This window comes from Legionella genomosp. 1 (assembly GCF_900640215.1).
GTDB lineage: Bacteria > Pseudomonadota > Gammaproteobacteria > Legionellales > Legionellaceae > Legionella_C > Legionella_C quinlivanii_A.
The window spans coordinates 127539-145078 of record NZ_CAAAJH010000006.1 but is presented as its reverse complement, the minus strand read 5'-3'; the positions used below and the strand labels follow the sequence as shown (position 1 = coordinate 145078).

Genomic DNA, 17540 nt, shown 5'->3' with positions numbered 1-17540 from the left:
TTAAACTTCCGGCAAGCCCTAGAATCCTAGCTTTACGTACCGGGTGGAGAACTCAATGGGATGGAAAGAACCAGACAAAGATAAAGATAAAAATCAATGGAATGGTCAAAATCAGCCGCCTGATTTAGACGAAGCCCTCAAACGCTTTCAGGATAAATTAAAAAAAACCTTGTTGGGGGGGAATTCTGGTGAGGAAGGCGATCCGGGTTCAGGCGTACCTGGAAAAAGTGCTGGTATGCTGGCATTCCTGGCTTTGCTGGTTATTTTCATTCTCTGGGCGCTTTCAGGCATTTTTATTGTGGATCCCGCAGAGCAGGCGGTGATTCAGCGTTTTGGCAAATATGTAGAAACCGTAGGGCCTGGGCCGCACTGGATACCTCGTATCATAGAATCAAAGGTGGTGCGAAATGTTGAACGCGTTTCGGACTATTCCTATTCAGGGCATATGCTGACCAAGGATGAAAATCTGGTTTCAGTCTCACTGGCTGTTCAATACCGCATTGGTGATTTGCAAGCCTATCTCTTTAATGTGGTTGATCCTCAGGAAAGCCTGCAACAAGCTACATCCAGCGCGTTGCGTCAGGTCGTTGGTACTACCACACTAAATGAAATTATCACTGAAGGCCGTGAAGCATGGGCAACCCATGTACAGGATTCACTGATTAAAATTCTTGATCGTTATAAAACAGGAATAGTGATTGTTAACGTATCGCCACAGCCAGCCAGAGCCCCTGAGAATGTACAGGATGCCTTCGATGATGCCATTAAGGCGCAGGAAGACGAAAAGCGCTTTAAGGAGCAGGCTTATGCATACAAGGCAAGGGTAGTTCCTATCGCCGAAGGTAATGCGCAGCGTATTCGTGAGGAAGCACAGGCTTTTGCTAAGCAGGTGGTATTAAAAGCGAAAGGTGAGGTCGCTGAATTTCTGGCCTTATTACCGCAATACAATCTGGCCCCGCTTGTAACCTCCGAAAGAATGTACCTTGATACCATTCAACAGGTATTAAGCAAGAGCAGCAAGATTATTGTAGATGGCAAATCCGGGAATTTACTTTATTTATCGCTGGATAAGCTGGCTCATAACGCAGTGACCGCTTCCTTGCCAAAACCTGCTGTGGATGAAGTCGCTGCCAATCTGGAGGAAAGTTCTGCCGCTGGCGAGTATGACGATCATGCAACCACACGCCCGATAATCAGGCAAACTTATCGACAAGTGAGGAATTAATAGATGAATGCTTTAAGAACAACTCTGGTCGTATTGGCGTTTTTCATTTTGGTGGTCATACTAGCCAGTGTTTTCACTGTAAACCAAGGCCAGCAAGGGATTCTTTTACGCCTGGGACGCCTGGTTATTGATAAACAGACAGATAAAGTCAAGGTGCTTGAGCCTGGTTTGCATTTTAAAACGCCGTTTATTGAAAGTCTGCGTTTATTCGATACACGCCTGCAAACCCTGGACATTAAATCCTCGCGGATTGTAACTAAAGAAAAGAAAGACGTGATTGTCGATTATTATGTCAAATGGCGCATAGGCAATCTGGCTCAGTATTTTAAATCTACCGGTGGGAATGAGTTTAAAGCAGAAACTTTGCTGGAGCAGCAATTGAATACCTGGCTGCGCGCTGAATTCGGCAAACGGACTATTTCTGATGTGGTGTCAGGCGGCAGAGATGACGTGGTTGATGTGTTACGTGAAAAAGCAGAACAGCAGGCGCAGGGTTTAGGTGTTGATGTGGTCGATGTCAGAATCAAGGGAATTGAACTACCGGCTAACACCAGCAACGCCATTTATCAACGCATGCGAGCTGACATGCAAAAAATTGCTAACAGACATCGTGCCGATGGACAGGCTGCAGCAGAAGCTATTCAGGCGGCCGCGGATGCAGAAGTGACCGTGGCTCTGGCAAAAGCCCATAGTGAAGGGCAGATTATTCGGGCAAAAGGCCAGGCTGAAGCAGCTACCATTTACGCGGAGGCTTATGGTCAGAATACTCAATTCTTTGCATTCTACCGCAGTTTGAAAGCCTATGAAGGAAGTTTTACCAGTAAACAGGATTTATTAGTATTGGATCAAAGCAGTTCTTTTTTTGATTACTTTAGACATTCTTTAGTAAAAAGTGGTGATACGACAAAGAAAAACTGATATAATTTTTTATTTTGTTGAAGAGGGTTAAGTTCGCTTAACCCTTTTTTCTTTGAGACATTTTGTTGTGAAAAATAATTCGCATAACAGGGTTTCTCAGTATGTTAGCGGGAGTTATTCTCCTCTCCATTATTCACCAGTTTATAGAGTAAGAGTTTAATTATGGGCAAGAATGTTGTAATAGTTGGTACGCAATGGGGCGATGAAGGTAAGGGTAAAATTGTCGATTTGCTGACCCAGAACGTAAAGGCTGTTGTCCGCTATCAGGGCGGTCACAATGCTGGCCATACCTTGAAAATTAACGGTGAAAAAACAGTTTTGCGGCTCATCCCATCCGGAATGCTCAGGCCTCATGTCAGCTGTTATATCGGCAATGGAGTTGTTCTTTCGCCAGAAGCCCTGCTTGCGGAAATTCGTGAGCTGGAAGCCAAGGGAATCAATGTTCGTGAGCGTCTGAAAATCAGCCAGGCCTGTCCCTTGATTCTACCCTATCATGTGGCTCTCGATAAAGCCCGTGAAACACTGAAGGGAAGCAAGGCTATCGGAACAACAGGCCGAGGAATTGGTCCTGCCTACGAAGATAAAATAGCTCGCCGGGCTTTGAAAGTCAGCGACTTGTTTGATGAAAACCGCTTTGCCCGAAAACTGACTGAGTTATTACATTATCATAATTTTGTTCTTAAAAATTATTATCAACAGCCCGAGGTTCATATAGAGCCTGTTCTTCACGATGCAAAAATATGGGCCGCTGAGTTAAAGGAGATGGTCTGTGACGTGACCACCAGCTTACACACCCATCGAGAACAAGGCGATTCAATCCTATTTGAAGGCGCACAAGGGGTTTATCTGGACATCGATCATGGAACCTATCCCTTCGTGACCTCATCCAACACCTGCGTCGGCAGTGTGATTAATGGCGCAGGGTTCGGCCCGCGCTATCTTGACTATGTTCTGGGAATCACCAAAGCCTACACGACACGGGTGGGTGGCGGACCTTTCCCAACTGAACTCCAGGATGATATTGGAAAGCGCCTGGCAGAGCGTGGGCATGAGTTTGGGGCAGTTACCGGACGGCCTCGTCGTTGCGGATGGTTTGATGCCGTATTGCTTCGTCGGTCGATTGAACTGAATAGTATCACCGGCTTATGCGTAACCAAACTGGATGTCCTGGACGGTTTGGAAACCCTGCGAATTGCTGTAGCCTATCGTGATAAAAATGGGCAATTACTGACTCGTCCGCCTCAATCGGCAGAGGATTTTGAAGGTCTTGAGCCGGTGTATGAAGAATTGCCCGGATGGACTGAATCCACCGCTGATTTAACGTCAATGTCACAGATGCCGGCTAACGCACTGGCTTATCTGAAACGAATTGAGGAATTATTGAATATACCGGTTGATATGCTTTCAACAGGCCCAGAGCGTGATTCCACTATTATCAGACGCGATCCTTTTAACTAGGAAAAAAGAACCTTGATGCACGCCACGGGCATCAAGGTTTTTGTACTACTTCACATATGCCTTAGGCTGATCAAAATCATAAATTATACCCAGTCCCATTTGAGCGGTATTTGGCGTAATTTTAGTTTGTTTTAACACTCCGCCAAACGGTTCAAACACTGCACTCTTAATGCCCTTATAATTAATTTGGCTGTAATCCAGCATCAGCCACCAATTAGTGGATAAGGCATGCTTTAAGCCTAATCCATAGCGAATTCCCCCGCGGTTTTTGGTTTGGCTAAGAATAGTGGGATCGGATTCGCTGATTTTAACCCGCCCGTTGCTGTAGCCCACGCGGCCAAATATCAGCGTATTTTCGGAGAGAAAATAGCCAGGCAGGATACTGACTCCAGCGCTTCGTTTTACAGTGAACGTGGTTTTCAAAAAGGTTTGATGAATATATTCGTTATTATTCAGCTCATATTCCACTGAGCTCAAATTTCCATTCACTTCCGCCGCCAGACTATAGCGCTGATAACGCCACTGGTAGCCGCCGAAGATAGAGCCGAAAACGCCAGTGCCTGAAAAATGATTCTTATCGATTACGTCAAAAGTACCCGGGCGAATGACATGGGATCTTTGTCTGAATTCAGCTCCCTCAGGTCCAACACTGGCGCCGAGGTAGAATCCGGCATGGCTGATAGAAGAGCACAGAATAAGACTGGCGGCACAAACGGTTTTCCTTAACATATAGTTCTTCCTGATTGATGATTAATTTTCAAAGCGTTTTTCAAAAGCGGCTAATCTGAGTTCAAGATTTCGCTGCAAGCTCGCTTTCTCATTCCCATTTACAAAAGTGCTACAGGCGGCGCTGTTCACATCAGCACATTCAGTAACCAGGGTTTGTCTGGCGGGATCCGCCCAGATACTTTTGCCGGGTAAAAAGGCATAAGTTAGTACATTTCGGGTCATCCGCTTAAGTGTCTGGTAGTCGATGTCGTGCTCAATGACTGCTTTCACATATTGACGTGTCAGATCAGTTCGCAGGATGCCTTCATCATCAGTTGACAAGACAATGGGCACCCCTTGTTTTAAATAATAATGGATGGGATGTTCTTTTCCCTTGATATTAAATATTTTCTCGTTACTGGTGAGATTAATTTCTACCGGGATCTGGTGCGTTTTCATGTAATTCAGCGTGTCATTGGCTTTATCCTCAAATCCAATATCAAGCCCGTGACCTATTCGTTCGGCATGTCCAGTTAACACCGCATCTCGTATATGAAATCTCAACTCCTTTGGCATCACATCTTCGGCCTTTAATTCACCGGCATGGAGTGCAATGTGGACTTGCGGATATTGCTGGTGCAGGAAGTTGATCACTTCCATTTGTTTTTTATAATCTCTAAGGGAGATGATGCCGTCTTCTGCCTGTACCATATTAATGGCGACAATTGCTTCTGATTGGGAGGCGGCGGCAAATCCATGCAGCGCCTGCATAAAAAAGCTTTGAAGAGGCTGCTCACGAAGAATATGATACTGAAATTTTACCGTTAGATGGCAAACGGACTGCTCGGATTGGTTTTCACATCCCAGGAACTTTCTGGTGTCTGGTAATAACTGGTCGCTGACTTTTACTGTATTTGCGATTTCCTGAACAAAGGCTGGATCATCAAGAAGAAGCTTTCTCGCTTTTTCAAAGCCTTGTGCCAGATCGGGTTTTTCTGAAATGACTGTGGATTTGGCATAATCGGGCATCATCATGATTTCCATATATTCTTCCTGCTGCTCGCTGGCGCGCTGCATGACTTCTGCAAGAAGTGGGATGTGATTGTCCATGATGAGGTTAGTGAATTTGAAAAAGGTGGCAAAGAAATGATCATGTCCAGATTCTTCGCCGGCAATGAAATCCTTCATTGACCAGGCTCGGATAAGCTTGTCGTATAATGCAGGATTATTCAGTATTTGATCACTTTTTATTCCGTTACAGGCTTCACTGATTTTATTGATACCAAATGACTGCGGGTTCAAACAATAATCCTGCCTGGCTGCGAGTTCAACCATAGTTTCAGGGTAGGCGCCACCGGCTAGATGATAATGCAGTTCCCCGCCCTTGGGCATTTCTTTAAGAAACGCATATAAGGCATTAGGATCTTGCCGGATTTCATTAAAATGTTGCTCAACACTGGATTGAACAGACGAAGCAAACGCCAGTAAAAACGCATAACCAAACAATTTTTGCATACTAAAGCCCATACTGGCTTCAGCTGTTGGAACTCATTGATTCTGCGAAGCCAAAATACATTACAGGAGAATGAGTATACTGATTGTTTGCTAAAGTCTCCATTATTTTCAAAGTGGATTGGGGCGCAGACTAATAAGCATTTCATTTTTGACTATAATTTAAGCATTCAGACCATTAAAGTGTTTTTCTCATGTCCTCAGATGCTGACAGAACCCCAAGAATAAGTGAACTATTTGCTGCGTGCAAAGCAGTTATCAACAGTCCTGCGCCTGATTTTCCTGCATTAACCAATAAAATTAAAGAGATATTGGATTCAGCAAATTATCAGGACCAGGAGGCAGCCCCCGAGCTAAGGGCTATTCCCTGGAACAGTCTGGTTAAAGATTTGCATGAGCTGCGCGGCCTTAGAGACAAAAATGCCCTGACATCGGAAGATAAAATTCGGGCTTCGTTTTTAGAGAGCCGTATTAGCCAGATGGCTTTACCTGCTTTTTCGGAATTACAGCACTCTATGGAGGTTGCGGATCTATGGAATACAGAGGTTAAATCGTTTTTGGCTCTTGCAGATGTAAAACTTCCAGCGGAGCCTATTGCCAAAGAAACTGCAGTGACAGCAGCTGTTGAAGCTGCACCTGCGCTGCCCTTATTTATGACAATTCGCAATGCTAGAACCGCCTTGAATGAGCGGCTGAAAACCAGTTTGAGTGCACCAATCAGTAAAAAACTGACGCCTAATGAGGAAGGCGTTCCCTATACTGACCTTGACAAGGATCCTCCACAGGTTGCATCCATAAAAAAGCTGATTAATAGTTTGTATTATGCCGAGAACGCGGCCAAGGCCGAAATATGGCAGAAAATTGATTCATCCAGTAAATTGGGAATGGTGCATAGTGTTTTAAGCAATCAGATACAAATTGCTTATGATCTATATAATGTGTACAAGGCTCTCGATAGCTTTAATGAAGCAGCACCCGAGATCAGGGAATTATTGCGGGATAATATGGATCTTATTCAGCCAGTATACAACAATCTCGCTTCTGCGGTGGAAGCTCTGGGTTTACAGGAAAAATATGAGCATCTGGATTTGGCTGGAGGCGCCGGGCTTTTGCTCGGACAAGGTGTCAACGCCCTGCAGGAAGGCGATAAGACTACATTACAGGGGAATGTGCTGAGCGGATTATTGAATCAATTACCTCGATTGTTCAATTCTGCGGCAACGGCTATAAATCCCGATAATAAGCAAAGTGCGGAAGCCTTGCAGATATCCGCAAAAAAACAGCAGGCAATAGGCCAACTGATTGATGCGCTACTCAGTGATAAGCATACGCTGAGTGCTCTGCCTTCTGCAAGAAAGGCCTTGAAAGGTCTCAAGGAGCTCAAAGAACGGCTTGATGCCGAACAAAATAACCTTTCCGAGGAAACAATAAAGGCTTATATCAAGTGGGGCAATGAAGGATTAACGGCCCTGATTACTATGGCTGACGATTTTGAACGTCGTAATTATTTGAAACCGGGTACTATTTCTGATCCCATCGTTGAACAGGCAACCGTCTTGCGTGATGCCATTGAAGCGCGCATAGCACAATCAGAAGCCGTTAAAAAGCTTCCTGATGCTAATGCGGCTGATGTACTGCGGGTGGCTAAAGTAGGCTCGGCCAAATCATTCATAGCACAAAGCCGTATTCATGCTTTAGATGAATCGAGAGTCGCGTCCTATACCGAACTACAGGAGCTGGAGTTTAAAGCTTCCCAGGCAAAACAGTTCTTTGATCTGCTTAATCAATATGCTGGAAAAAATCTGGCGGATATCAGCCAGGAGGATAAGCAGCGATTAAAGCAATCCTATCAGGTGATTCAATCGGCAGTTGCAACCTTTAATGTTGAGCTGGACAAGCAAATTGTATCCGCTCTTAATGCTACAGAAGCACCGCCCGCCCAAGGACGGTTCGCTGGATTCTGGAAAGGGGTTGAGAAACTCAAAAAAGCGGATATTAGTGGTTTGATGAATGATATCGGCGGGTACTGGCACGGAGAAGTGAATCTGGTTGGTGGATTAAGACAAAAGATTTTGAAATATTATGATGATAAAGAAAATGCTGAAATTCTTAAGCTGGAAGTTATTAATGAAGCAGAGTTTAGCCTAGCAGAAAAATTCAAAGGAAAAATCGTTCCCTATGAGGAGGTTTTGGCTGCAAGAGATCAGAAGGCCTTATTGGCACCCGAGACAACGGCGGCGCTCAGTGGGCAGGGCGTAATGGGATTAGATGCCCTGGAGCGGGTCGAGGAAATATTGCCAACAATGCTTGATACAATCAAAAAAACTGTCGACTCTTCAGAAGAGGTCTCCGAGAAAGACCTGGTTTATCTAAAAAGTGAATATCTAAGACTACAGCCGACTATTTATCATACTAATAATGAACTGGATGCAAAAATAACCGCAGCGCTTAATTCCGGAGATAAAGCAAAGTTAGCAGAAATCAATGCTGACTTACGGCACCCTGATTTTTTCAGAGAGCTAAATGCTCGTAAGCAGTTTCTGACTGATCTTTCCAACAAAAAAAGAGAGCCATTACCTGCTGTCGATAAATTATCTCCAGCTCAGGTTTCTTCAATTAATAATTTACGGGGTAATTTCGCTGCGATTCAGGAAATGGGGTTATCTACATCAATTGGCAAGCTAAGTGAGTATGTCAGAACTACGCGTATTAATAATTTATCCACACAGGTCAATGACCGAATCCAGATGCCGCCCCATGCGGAGGATTCCACGGATCCCAAAGTGGTGAAGCAAATAAAAAATCTGGAAAATAATTTATACGATTTGCAAAAAGCGCTGGCGGCTTTTGAAAAAATGAACAATGACGATTCACTGGTTACTAAATTCACTGTTTTAAAAAATGTGCTCATGCAGTTAAAAGCGTCCTGGAATACCTTGAACAGCATGACCCCTGAACTAAAAGAGCAATATGCTTCAGTAGCCAAGGTGTTAACGTCTTATAGCTCTGTAGTGAGTCCCGCTCAGGTGCAGAGTCAGAGCGCACAGGAGCTTCAGGAGGCCAGATCAGTCATTCAGAAGAAAGTTGATAGTTTATTTGCTGCATCTGCTTATGTTGCAGATAAACAGCAGCAGCTAGCCGGGTATTTTGGTCTGGAAGTGGATGAGGGACGTAAGTTTAAGGGGTATACGCGTGAGCAACTAGCCAATCCCGAGACAATGAAAAAAGAAGCGGATAAGATTGTGAGTGGTCTTGAAAAGCTTTCCGAAGGGTCTCAGATAGGTGGATTATGGAAGTCCAAAGGCTTGTTGGCACAGCTTAAACGCTTTGGTGAACAGCTGGGAGAGCTTGGCGCTACCGTTGGTACAATCGCCAATGTACAAACGGGTACCTTGAAAACTCAGTTATATCAAGCAGTTTTAGCGGAAATAAGTCATAAGGAAGACGATCTTTATCTTAACCCGGGCACGATGCTTATGCCTACCATGCAAAAACTGAATGTTTTTTTTGAATCCATGTTAAGCGAGCTGGATCTGCCTTATGAGGATAAACTGGCCATTATACAGCAAGATCAGTTTATGGCGATTTTAAAGTCAGAAACGGCTAGCCGCAGGGCACAGTTAAATGACGATCTCAATAAAGCGACCACTCCTCAGGAAAAAACAGATATCGAATTTAAAATGCAAACACTTTCCAATAAACTAAACTATCTGGATGAGGTGGGTAAGACCTATTCAGAAGGCTATAGGGAACGGAAAGAAAAAATACTGGATAGTGAATTTGAAAAGCTGCTGACTAAGGTATACATCCCGGCTATGGCACAATCTGGCAAAGTTTTGAATGAACCATTTAAAACCCAATATATCAATGAACTGCGCACTTACTATCAAAATAACCGGGATAAATTAATCAGTGAAGGCCAGGCTGACAGTCTGTCAATGGACGAGCTGAAAATGGGGCTTAATAATATCCAGACTAATCAATACAGAGCGTATCGGTTTGTTGATAATGTGACTCATATCATCAATGATCACATGAGCAAAATAAAACCCGGAGAAAATAAAGATTTATCTGAGTTTGGCGAAAAACTTGTAGATAAATTTCGCGATCCTGCTGTGCCTATCAATATGCGTTACAACGAGGCTAAAAATCTGGAGAATAACCCGCAGTTTAAGGAGATTGCTGCCAAAAGCAGTAAAGGTTTGGGTCTGCTCTACGCCCTTAAGAGCTTTTTTAGAAGTGTCTCCTATGTTTTAAGTCAGTCCATAATGCACAAAATGTCAATGAGGGAATCTTATCAAGCCTATAAGGAAATACAAAAAATTCAACGAGGCGAAGCTTTGCGGGAGGCTTATTTAAACTTAAAGGGAAATCCGGAAACAGATGATCCTGATATAAAGGATGGTATTGATCAGGTAGATAATCCTGAGCAGGAAAGACAAAAAGATATTGAAAAAACTGAGAAATTTCGTGATGCGTTAAACGATATGCGTCCTAATGCAGTGGAACCCTCGGTTGAGGCAGCCAATAAGGCCCCTGCGGAGGATAACCCCCCTGCTGAAGTTGCGCGTCCTGGTTAAAATATTTACATCTTGATATGCTTTTTGCATATCAAGATGGTTATTTCAATTAGCACAGACTTTGACCATTTTTTGCATCGATTCTTTCCTGTCTGGCAGCAATGATTTCCTCGTGATTTATAATTCTTTTATCAGCATTCAAATTGCACTGCTCTTCAATGTAGTCCAAACGGACTGCAAGACTTCCTTTGGGGTTAAACTCTTCTTTGATTTCTTTTTTCAATGTCTGCTGGAGTGCGCTAAGCAATGCCGGAACATTCTCCTCACCGGTATAATTCTTTAAAAAGTTATTAATAATCTCAGTGTGGCCTCGCCGCGGGTGTGCAAAAAAATGCCCCGCCCGCTGCCATCTGCTCGCAGTATCCGAGGTTCTAAGTGCATAGTCTTCAAGGATAGTCCTCGCTGCCAGATAATTCCTTTTCTCCATGGACAAATGCGGAAAGGTTTGCCTGGTCCACATCGCATGGTATGACTTTGGATAATCATGTCGGGCCAGGACCGGTGCATTCTGCGGTGCGGGAGAAGGTTGAGCTGGCGGTTGCTGGGGTGGAGAGGGAAATTCGAGTTCAATATTTAAATTCTGGCGTGGAGTTCTTACGTTTTCAGCCGCTGGAGCTGTGTGAGTTGGAGTAGGTGGCTGTGATAACTGTACTTGAGGTGCCCGCCTGTTGCTCGCATAGAAATCGAGTTGTGTGATAAAATTCTCTATTTCTTTATCTTTAGGATTTGCACCGAAAGGGTTTATAGAGTTGGGCGGAAGGTTAAGCACATTAATTAATCTTCCCGCAAAAGTACCTAGAAGGCTGTTCAGAACCTCCTCATTGTCGGATGTTTGGGGAAAGTCAAACAGACCCGAGGAAGGATGAGTTCCTACTAAAATCAATCGTGTATCCGGGCGCATCTGTTGGAGATAAGTGTTAATATTTGCTTTTAATTCTTCAATATTATTTTGGTTACTTGACAGGTTAACGACATAAATGAGCACATCCGCACATTTCTCGTCTTTACCCACATGCATCCTGACTCGCGCGGGGTCGGCGGTGGCATTTACCAGATTCAAAAAAGGGGCATGATCCTGGCTCAGTATATTTGCCTGAAGAGCAGAGGGATTGTTCCGATGTCGTCTTAACTCGCCTTCAGTACGTTCTCTGAGAGGTTTTCGGATTCTAACAACAGAAGAGTTTTCTGTGTTAGTTTCCCCTTGCGCTGTCCTGGATTTTCGAATGGTAGGTTCCAGGAACTCAGACCATGCGCTGTTTGCATCTCCTACAACTAACGCTTTTAACGAAGAATTATCCCGCTTTGCTCTAGCCATTATCTTGCTCATTAGTTATTTATATTGGTCTAATTATAGTCAGAAATGGTTAAGGTTTTATTAAGGGGTACTCTATGCCTAACTACTTCTAAGTTGAGGTATTATTGTAGTTTGGGTCCTTGGCCTAACAAAAAGAGCTGATCCACTCCAGAACTCAATGTTAGGCCAAGGGCTAAGAAGTAATGTTAACTCTCACTGCCATTAAGTTAAGCTCAGTTGTATATAAACTGTCCTCCCCGCGAAGGCGGGGATCCATCTCTGAGCCCGTTATAATGCCATTTGAGCAATGGATTCCCGCCTTCTCGGGAAAGACAAAATTTCCTTAACTTAATGGCAGTGACCTATGCCCTGGCTTCTGTGGATTATCAGCAGAATCCAGGATCTTATTGGGTTGCTGGATCCCGCGAACAAGTCGCGGGACGCAGGAGGGGAGGCTTTTGATTTAGTTACGGGCAACTGCCAGGCCTTTGAGAATAGTCAAGGCGGCGTAGAGTTGATAGTCCTCATGCAGAAGCGCTTTATCATCTTTGTTAGAGTGTTCAACGCTTTTGGTTTGTTCACTGGTATTTGCCAGGTGGCCGCTTAAATCAGCCTCTGAAAACCCGGTGAAACTGGCTTTATTATCATCTTTTGCCACAGTCACTTCATCGATGACGATATCAGGGGTAATACCCTTAGCCTGAATAGACACACCCGATGGCGTATAATAAAGGGCTGTCGTCAGTTTGATTCCCCGTTTATCATCCAGCGGCAGGATAGTCTGTACAGAGCCTTTGCCGAAGCTTTGTGTGCCGACGATAATTGCCCGCTTGTTGTCTTTAAGAGCCCCTGCAACAATCTCTGAAGCTGAAGCTGAGCCATTATTGATAAGCACAATCATGGGTGCGTTGTTCAAAACATCGCCTGGATTGGCCAGAGCAGTGAATTTTGAACCAGGTAAGCGCCCTTGTGTGTAGACAATCATTTCCTGCTTGCCATCTTTCGAGGTATCCAGAAACGCATCTGATACCTGAATCGCTGAGTCCAGCAATCCTCCTGGATTATTTCTAAGATCAAGAATCAGACCTTTCAGATTGCCGCCAGCCTGCTGTTTAAGTTGGGCGATGGCTTTTTCCATATCATCACCGGTCATTGCCTGAAATTGGGTCAGGCGTATATAACCGTAATTGTCATCAAGAAGTTTACTTTTTACGCTTTTGATAAGAATTTTCTCGCGAACCACAGAGAATACCAGTGGTTTACTTTCACCTTTTCTCAGAATGGTCAGGTCGATGGTCGTACCCGCCTTTCCACGCATTAAATCAACGGCTTCCTGCAGAGTGATGCCCTGAACGGATTGGTTGCCCAGTTTGATTATATAATCACCGGCTTTGATACCCGCACGATAGGCTGGTGTATCAACCAGAGGAGTGACTACTTTCACTACTCCTTCTTCCATTGTGACTTCAATACCCAGACCGCCAAATTCACCGCTGGTTGAAGTTTGCAGATCTTTAAATGCATCTTCATCAAGATAAGTGGAATGTGGATCCAGACCGCTTAGCATACCTTTAATGGCATTATCAAACAGCTCTTTATCGTCAGTCGGTTTCACATAGTATTTTTTAATCTGGCTTAAGGCATTTGAGAAGCGTTGGACATCCTCCAATGGAATTTTTTTATTCCCCTCTGAATTGGTGTTTGTCGCTGTTGCCGAGGCATCAGTTGCATAGAGTTGAGCTGGAAACAAAAACGCAGTTGTTAATACTGTCGCCAGAGCACCAGAGTAAAACCGTTTGTTGCGCATAATGTTCTCCTTGGATAGTGTGCCACGCATCATGCGGTCACCTTCCGATGTCAAATTACATGAAGCAATATAAATGCCAGAGAGTCTATTGAGAAGAAAAACTTCTATCGGAAATTGCTTTTGCAATGCCGGAGTTCGTCTGCTTCAGGCTATTACTTCGAGCATGAATTAACACAGCATACGGGACAGAAAACCGAGAAATCCGTTTATCATAACTGCTTTCTTAACGATCACAGAATCACCAAGCTGGATTTGACTACTTCTGGCTGATGTTTATTATTATGTCGATGATTGTCAAATTACACAAATCAAGCTAACCATTCAAGTGGTGGAACAGCTTTGCCACGTTGCCTCACCTCAAAGTATAGACCGTTTTGTTTTATCCCGCCGCTGTGTCCAACGGAGGCAATTTGCTCTCCTTGCTGTACGGTAGCCCCTTTGCGCTTATACAAAGACTGATTGTGCGCATACAGGGTCATAAAGCCTTGTCCATGATCAATAATGATTAATAACCCATAGCCATTAAGCCAATCGCTAAAGACAATTTTGCCCGATGAGACGGCACGAACCGGTGTTCCTTCTCCGGCAAAAAATGTCACGCCCTGATTCATCCGTTGATGAGAACGGCTTTGAATGGGGCGTGGAAGTTTATGCCGCATCTTGTTAAAGCTTTGTTTAGGTAAGGCGACGCTTTTCAAGGCCAGATTCTTTAAAAGACTGGAGAGATTCTCTTTATTATGTTCAAACTCCGCCAGTGTATGCTCTTTGCTCTGGATTTCTTTACTCAGCGATTGGATAACTGCTTTATGATAGTGTTTATCTTCCTCTAGCTGGGCCTGATGAATATGAAGCCGTTGCTGTAGCTGGCGCTGCTCAGCCAGTTCATCCTGTAAACTTTTCTGATTGGAGGTTAAATTCTTTTTCGTGTTATCAATGGCATCGATAATATGTTGCCGTGACTGAACGATGTATTGATAATAGGTGAGCAGGCGACTGATAGAATAGGGTTCATCCTGATTGATAATCCATTTAACCGGCTGATAACCTCCTATCTGATAGCGGGTGCGAATATGGCTTGCCAGTTGTTGCTGCTGTTTTATCAGTTGCTGATTCAATTCGCTGATATGCTGTTCAAGGCTGACAATTTTTTGTTTCTTGCTGTCAATATCAGTTTGAATGGAGCGCAGCTGTTGAATTGCTTTGTCTATTTGTTTCTCGGTGCCTGCCAGTTCGCGATTCAACAGACCGCGGCGATCATTGGCATTGGCCAGCACTTGTTTGAGACGATTTATTTGCGTGTCCAGCTGCTTTAATTTGGTTTTGGTCTGTAGTACAGAGGAGCTATCAGCCGCATAGTCTGCACCTGCCAGGCAAAGAACAAGGGCAAAACCTGAAATATAACATCTTAAATTAGACAGAATCGGCATGATCTTCCACCAGAAGGGCTTGTCCTGTCATTTCATCCGGCTTTGATAAATCAAGCAGAGAAAGAATGGTCGGTGCGATATCCACTAAAGTACCCTGGCTGACTTTAAAATGTCTACGGGTATTACCCACATAAACAAAGGGAACCATTTCACAGGTATGAGCAGTGTGAGCCTGGCTGGTGTTCTCATCATACATTAATTCTGCATTGCCATGGTCCGCGGTGATTAACATGCAACCGTCTTTTCTTTCCAAAGCCTGCCAAACCTCACTCATACAACGGTCAAGGCACTCAATTGCTTTCTTCGTGGCGCTAAAATCGCCTGTATGTCCTACCATATCTGCATTGGCATAATTGCAGATGATCACATCATAGGCATCGCTGTTAATCGCATCCACCAGGGCATGAGTTAATTGAGGCGCGCTCATCTCCGGTTGTAAATCATAGGTTGCAACAGGTGGTGAAGGGATAAGTATGCGATCCTCATTGGGAAAAATCTGTTCTGATCCGCCATTAAAAAAGAAGGTGACATGAGCGTATTTTTCCGTTTCCGCAATTCTCAACTGATTCAATCGATAATCGGCAAGCACTTTCCCGAGTGTATTGCTTAAAGGAATCGGTGGAAATGCGATTGCGGTGTTTAAGCTTTTTGAGAACTGAGTCATGCTGATAAAGGCAGCCAGTTCTGGTTTTCTATGACGAATGAAACCCTCAAATGAGTCGTTAATGAATGCCTCAGTGAGCTGCCTTGCGCGATCGGCACGAAAATTAAAAAAGAACAGGGCATCTCCATCTTCGATCGCTTTATATTCTCCAATCAAGGTCGGCGGAATGAACTCATCCGATTTGCCCTCTGCATAGAAATTCCGGATCGCTTCTTTTGCGCTATCAAAATGGTATTGGCCCTTGCCTTGGGTCAGCATATGATAAACCGGTGCTACCCTTTCCCAGCGTTTGTCCCGGTCCATAGCAAAATAACGCCCGCTGATTGAAGCAATACGTGCTGCCGGATAAAGCTCAAGCTGCTCTTCCAGAGCTTCGATACTGCTTAGGGCACTTTGTGGTGGAGTATCACGGCCATCTAAAAACAGATGGAGATACACATTGTAAAATCCGAGCTGATGGCAAATTTTTATAAAGGTAAATAAGTGATTTTGATGACTGTGAACTCCTCCGGGAGATAAAAGTCCCATCACATGCAAGGACTTGCCACTTTCTTTTAATTGCTGAATAGTACTCAGAAATAATTCGTTTTGCTCGAATTCTCCGGTTTCTATAGCGTGGTTGATACGGGTTAAATCCTGATAAATCAGACGGCCTGCACCAATATGCATATGGCCGACTTCTGAATTGCCCATTTGATCATCAGGTAAACCAACGACATGTCCAGAGGCGTTTAGCAAGATATGCGGCCGGTGCGCCCACCAGTCATCCCATTGAGGAGTGTTTGCTGCGGCGATTGCGTTGTGGTTCTCGTTGCAGCTGTACCCCCAGCCATCAAGAATCATTAATACTAATGGTTTTCTTTGTTGCATGGGGTAACTCCGACAAAATTAGAGAATAATGAAATCTTCCTGAGCAGGAAAGATTAGATCTATAAGTATATACTTATCGGACAGGTTTAGGCGAGCATTCGATGTCGATTGCAATGTTTTTTTATTTAAATTAAAAAGGATTAACTTTTATAATACAGACACTTCTCTTTAAGGATTATTATGAAACAACATTCTCCCGGATTTTTGAAGTTAGTGACAGCGGCAAAGCAACGCATTAAAGAGATTTCTCCGCTCGCTTTGAAAGAAAAAATGGATAGCAATGAATCTTTTCAGCTCATTGATGTACGCGAAACCAATGAATGGGAAACCGGACACATTCCAGGAGCTGTCCATCTAGGGAAAGGAATTATTGAGCGCGATATCGAGAAACAAATTTCAGATTTAAAGACTCCAATCGTAGTGTATTGCAGCGGCGGTTTTCGCTGTGCTCTGGTTGCGGATAATCTGCAGGCCATGGGTTATGAGCAGGTGTACTCTCTGGAGAGTGGATCGCAGGGTTGGATTGATGCCGGTTTTAATCTGGTCAAATAGCTGGGAGTTATAACGATGAAAATAGCGGTTTGCAGCGATGAGCTTTATCCAGTGAACGATTTTGTAGTTGAGGAGTTGAGAAAGTCAGGATACGAACCGGTGTTATTTGGCGCTCTGCGATCGCGTAGTAACGCGCCCTGGATTGCCTCAACTGAGGAAGCCGCCAAAGCAATCAGTTCAGGAGACTGCCAGGAAGGTATTTTCTTCTGCTGGACAGGCACTGGCACCTCAATTGTTGCTAATAAGATTCCTGGCATCAGAGCCGCCTTGTGCACTGATGCTCAAACCGCTGCAGGTTCCCGCATCTGGAATAGTGCCAATGTCCTTGCATTATCCAATCGCTTGCTGACCCAGGATTTGGCAAAGGAAATTCTTGCCAGCTGGTTTAATACCGCTCTTAATGAAGAGAGTGAAAAAGCAGCAGCCGAAATCCAGGCTATCGAATCAAATTACAAAACACGCCCCAGGACAAGCCAATCGCTAAAAAAGCGTAAATATTAGTAAATTAACGCTCACGGTCCTCAT

Annotated in this window: 12 protein-coding genes; 6 read left to right on the top strand and 6 right to left on the bottom strand. The window is 44.2% G+C overall.

The window, feature by feature from the left end:
• Positions 1–55 precede the first annotated feature (55 nt).
• From hflK to E1O89_RS08060, 3 genes are all read left to right on the top strand, one after another.
• Complete coding sequence (gene hflK, locus E1O89_RS08070; RefSeq protein ID WP_133139728.1) at positions 56–1225, top strand: FtsH protease activity modulator HflK; 1170 nt, start codon at positions 56–58, stop codon at positions 1223–1225.
• A gap of 3 nt (positions 1226–1228) precedes the next feature.
• Positions 1229–2143: a protease modulator HflC gene (gene hflC / locus E1O89_RS08065; RefSeq protein WP_112220402.1), complete on the top strand. Its 915-nt coding sequence runs from the start codon at positions 1229–1231 to the stop codon at positions 2141–2143.
• Between the two features lie 162 nt (positions 2144–2305).
• On the top strand, positions 2306–3601 hold the full coding sequence (locus tag E1O89_RS08060) for an adenylosuccinate synthase (RefSeq protein WP_133139727.1): 1296 nt from the start codon (positions 2306–2308) through the stop codon (positions 3599–3601).
• 45 nt (positions 3602–3646) lie between these two features.
• Here the strand turns inward: E1O89_RS08060 and E1O89_RS08055 are convergent, their stop codons facing one another.
• On the bottom strand, positions 3647–4330 hold the full coding sequence (locus E1O89_RS08055; protein WP_133139726.1) for an outer membrane protein: 684 nt from the start codon (positions 4328–4330) through the stop codon (positions 3647–3649).
• A 21-nt stretch (positions 4331–4351) separates the two neighbouring features.
• Complete coding sequence (locus E1O89_RS08050) at positions 4352–5824, bottom strand: adenosine deaminase family protein (RefSeq protein WP_133139725.1); 1473 nt, start codon at positions 5822–5824, stop codon at positions 4352–4354.
• A 191-nt stretch (positions 5825–6015) separates the two neighbouring features.
• Between E1O89_RS08050 and E1O89_RS08045 the strand changes: the two genes are divergently transcribed.
• A complete protein-coding gene (locus E1O89_RS08045; RefSeq protein ID WP_133139724.1) occupies positions 6016–10401 on the top strand; it encodes a hypothetical protein in 4386 nt (1461 codons plus the stop codon).
• 49 nt (positions 10402–10450) lie between these two features.
• Here the strand turns inward: E1O89_RS08045 and E1O89_RS08040 are convergent, their stop codons facing one another.
• The 4 genes from E1O89_RS08040 to gpmI all read right to left on the bottom strand — a co-directional run bounded on the left by E1O89_RS08040 (position 10451) and on the right by gpmI (position 16463).
• On the bottom strand, positions 10451–11716 hold the full coding sequence (locus E1O89_RS08040; protein ID WP_133139723.1) for a DUF5617 domain-containing protein: 1266 nt from the start codon (positions 11714–11716) through the stop codon (positions 10451–10453).
• 442 nt (positions 11717–12158) lie between these two features.
• Positions 12159–13502, bottom strand: coding sequence for a S41 family peptidase (locus E1O89_RS08035; RefSeq protein WP_133139722.1), 1344 nt, complete (start codon positions 13500–13502; stop codon positions 12159–12161).
• A gap of 308 nt (positions 13503–13810) precedes the next feature.
• Positions 13811–14929 (bottom strand): murein hydrolase activator EnvC family protein, encoded by a 1119-nt coding sequence (locus E1O89_RS08030; protein WP_133139721.1) that lies wholly within the window; start codon positions 14927–14929, stop codon positions 13811–13813.
• Positions 14913–16463 carry a 2,3-bisphosphoglycerate-independent phosphoglycerate mutase gene (gpmI, locus tag E1O89_RS08025; protein WP_133139720.1) on the bottom strand — a complete coding sequence of 517 codons (1551 nt, stop codon included), beginning with the start codon at positions 16461–16463 and terminating at the stop codon, positions 14913–14915. Before gpmI ends, E1O89_RS08030 begins: the two co-directional genes overlap by 17 nt.
• A gap of 180 nt (positions 16464–16643) precedes the next feature.
• Between gpmI and E1O89_RS08020 the strand changes: the two genes are divergently transcribed.
• The gene (locus E1O89_RS08020; RefSeq protein ID WP_133139719.1) at positions 16644–17015 is read left to right on the top strand and encodes a rhodanese-like domain-containing protein; all 372 of its coding nucleotides are present in this window, start codon (positions 16644–16646) and stop codon (positions 17013–17015) included.
• Positions 17016–17030: 15 nt separating this feature from the next.
• Positions 17031–17516, top strand: a complete 486-nt coding sequence (locus tag E1O89_RS08015) for an RpiB/LacA/LacB family sugar-phosphate isomerase (RefSeq protein ID WP_133139718.1) — start codon at positions 17031–17033, stop codon at positions 17514–17516.
• Positions 17517–17540: the final 24 nt, after the last annotated feature.